Genomic DNA, 3019 nt, shown 5'->3' with positions numbered 1-3019 from the left:
TTTCCTTGAGCCACCAGGCTCCGCTTCTTTTGAGACGAACATGGCAGATAAACTTGTTTGCCGATTCTATGCCCCCACTCCCGATGGGATAGCCGCCTATCCGGTCTCCACGGTAGTGAATACGTTTTTGTTCTTTTCCAGATACTGGATGGTCTTGCGGATCTGTTCTTTGGCTTCCTGGCTTGCGGGCTGCAAGCCTTTTCCGAAATGCTCAGCCCATAAACCCTGTAACCGGTGCGGATAAATTCATACTGTTCCACCTTCAGCATTCCTCCTTCCTCCATCTTGCGCTAATTTTTCGCTCAAGATGAAGATCTTGCTGGGGGTGGTCAATTTTCGATTATCACAATCAGTGATGCCTGCTCTTGCTGACAATCAGCAGATTATGAGCCCAGGGGATTTGCGAAGCAATCTGTTTCGCAATTACATTATCAGTTGTCCAATACAGATACCATTGGCGCATCAGTTGGACTGGACCGCTGCACTTGGCGAGGCTGGGAGGGCTTCAAGTAATACGTCTGGTCCAGTGTGGTTGCCTTCTAATGTCCAGATAATGGCCACTGCTTAGGGATGCCAAAGGCGACAAAGCAGACTCCCAGGGGTTAGTGCGTCCAAAAACCAGCTTTTAGGCATATTTTTTCAAAGCACAGTTATCAAGCCCGGACTAAGGGGATAATTACCTCCAGCATAAAACTTTTAGCAGATCATAGCTGTTGCGTAACCGGGGTTTCCGGATGGAAACTAATCAGGAATAATCAGCTCGGTCTCCAATTTTTGACCCTTCGAAATCGCTTCGCACTCCCTATCACAGCACTGCTTGCACCTAGTGTTTTTGAAAAAGGAATGAAAAGGGTTCTCGCTATCTCGATCAAAAAGAAGCCCAAAATCAAATTCACCTCCATGCAATTCAAGTATCGAACATTTATCATGGAAATTGACCATAAAAGCCTTGAAGCACAGGCGGTCAATGTTGCATATTCGGCATGCCTGAAGCACGCCTCTGTCGCTCGACACAACCAGGGCACTTTCCAAAGAAGCGAAATAAACAATTTTACCGTCTGTAAAGTCGCTAAGAATCTTCATCATACTGCCGGCATTATCATAAAAAAAAGCGAACACATCTTCACTTGAAAAATCACACCCATCTTCAATCGGCCTGCAGAAGCATTCGTAATGTTTGCATGGACTTTTTTGATACTGCTCCTGGCTGATCATGCACATATTGTAATATTCTGCGATCCAGCTCAGAAGGCCGCAACCCTTGCCGAAGGATACACGTCTAATGGGAGACATGACGTTCACATCGAGTATTATTATCCTATCATCCATTTTCCAGGCCTAGTGAATGTATGATATTTTCGTAAACACTATCGGAAAAATCATCACGATGGCTGTGAATAACATTCCGAATCAACACTTTTTGTTCATCCAAAAACTCATGAACATTACCTGCTGGACCTTGATTAATGCCAAGCTGTTCAATGTGGGCTTTCACCTCTGTTGGCTTGACGTCCATGTTTCTAAACATGAGCTGATCATGAATGGCAAAAGCCAGGACATCCCGGCTGGTCCGGCTCTTATCCATAACAGTCTGAAGATCCTCCGGACTTACATTCGGATACTTGACAGCCCATTTGTCAGCCTGCCAATATGGAACAAGGAAATGCTGGGCAAATTTGTCAGACTCAAATTCGACCCTTTCATCTTCTTTCAGATGCTTGCTGAATCGTCTGAAGCCTTTGTAATCATAGGGAGAAACCTCAACATCCCTGTGAAAAAGATAGTGGGCTAGTTCGTGCAGCAGTGAAAATATTATTCTGACAGGCGGTCTTTTACTGTTAACACAGACAGCATACTTGTTCCCAGTGCGGAGCAAGAAGGCATCAAAATCATCAACCTTGAGTGAGATCACAGGAAGGCTGATCCTGCGAAAAATTTCTTCCGGAGTGTTCCCAATTTCCCGAATGCTCTCTGAAATTTTGCTGATCTGGGCAGACATTATGTTTTGTTCAGTGAAAGACCGATCAGGTGGATCTATATCAATCTTTCTAGGTACAGGTAGATATTCTGCGATTAGATAAAACGCCTGTTCGACCTTTCTGGCTGAGGTCCGACCTGCGGAAGTGAGATTTCTGAAATGGACTTTGGATGGAGAATATTCTTTTGAAAGCACCCAAAAGGGATTTATACCTAGCGTGAGTTTATTACGCATAGCGCAAATTTCGAGTAAATCTTCAATATTTTCAATGCTTTGATTTAACTAAAAATGTATACACTGAAATATAAATTGAGTATACTGCTATCTATCAGACAATAAATTATTAATTTCCAGTAAATTATGGCTAATTTGGGGTTGACATATGGGCCTTTTAATGTGTATGTATACACTGAAATGGCAACCATTCAAAAGAAACCTTCAAGAGGCAGGGACTACTGGGCCATAGTCGAATCCAGACGGATTAACGGAAAACCTCGCCCTGTTGTCCTGGAGCATCTCGGCACTGCTGAAAACCTCCTGAAGCGGCTTCAAGAAGGAGCAGGGCCGCACAAAGTCAAAAGTTACTCGCATGGACTGGTAGCCTATCTCCTCTATTTGATAGAATCTCTTGGCCTGGTTCAAATTATCAACCGCCATGTGCCAAATAAACAGGTCAGAGATGGATTTACTGTTGGAGGTTCTCTTGTCCTTGCGTCCATGGGCAGAATCTGTCAGCCAACATTAAAAGAAACTGGTATGAGGGATGGGCCAAGCATACCAGCCTCTCGTATCTTTTACGAATGTCCTTGGCCAAGATCGATAGCCAGCACTTCTGGGATCAGATGGATGCCCTTCCGGCAGAATCCATTCCTGCAATTGAAGAAGAGATCGTTGACACCCTCTATGAACATGGCCTGCTCTCCATGGATACCCTGCTCTATGATACAAGTAATTTCTTCACTTACATCGCTTCGACCAATGAACGGTGCACACTGGCTAAGCGAGGAAAAAACAAGCAGCGACGAATTGATCTTAGGCAGT

Annotated in this window: 3 protein-coding genes and 2 pseudogenes; 1 reads left to right on the top strand and 4 read right to left on the bottom strand. The window is 44.4% G+C overall.

What is annotated here, in order from left to right:
* The 4 genes and pseudogenes from QZP87_RS09020 to QZP87_RS09005 all read right to left on the bottom strand — a co-directional run.
* Positions 1-174, bottom strand: a pseudogene (locus tag QZP87_RS09020) (ISKra4 family transposase); the annotation flags it as partial.
* 567 nt (positions 175-741) lie between these two features.
* Positions 742-1329: a hypothetical protein gene (locus QZP87_RS09015; protein WP_291322589.1), complete on the bottom strand. Its 588-nt coding sequence runs from the start codon at positions 1327-1329 to the stop codon at positions 742-744.
* The gene (locus QZP87_RS09010) at positions 1322-2212 is read right to left on the bottom strand and encodes an ImmA/IrrE family metallo-endopeptidase (protein ID WP_291322588.1); all 891 of its coding nucleotides are present in this window, start codon (positions 2210-2212) and stop codon (positions 1322-1324) included. The genes QZP87_RS09015 and QZP87_RS09010 overlap by 8 nt, the downstream gene beginning before the upstream one ends.
* 204 nt (positions 2213-2416) lie before the next feature.
* A complete protein-coding gene (locus QZP87_RS09005) occupies positions 2417-2620 on the bottom strand; it encodes a hypothetical protein (RefSeq protein ID WP_291322587.1) in 204 nt (67 codons plus the stop codon).
* A 164-nt stretch (positions 2621-2784) separates the two neighbouring features.
* Here QZP87_RS09005 and QZP87_RS09000 point away from each other — a divergent pair.
* Positions 2785-3019: pseudogene (locus QZP87_RS09000) on the top strand (transposase); the annotation flags it as partial.

It is taken from the genome of Desulfonatronospira sp., assembly GCA_003563255.1.
In the GTDB taxonomy this organism is placed as follows: domain Bacteria; phylum Desulfobacterota; class Desulfovibrionia; order Desulfovibrionales; family Desulfonatronovibrionaceae; genus Desulfonatronospira.
The sequence above is the reverse complement of the archived record's forward strand: the minus strand, read 5'-3'. Positions and strand labels throughout refer to the sequence as shown.

What these genes read in the sequence shown, in the direction of transcription:
- QZP87_RS09010 (WP_291322588.1), bottom strand. Translation starts at nt 2,212, where the DNA reads ATGCGTAATAAACTCACGCTAGGTATAAATCCCTTTTGGGTGCTTTCA.
- QZP87_RS09015 (WP_291322589.1), bottom strand. Translation starts at nt 1,329, where the DNA reads ATGGATGATAGGATAATAATACTCGATGTGAACGTCATGTCTCCCATT.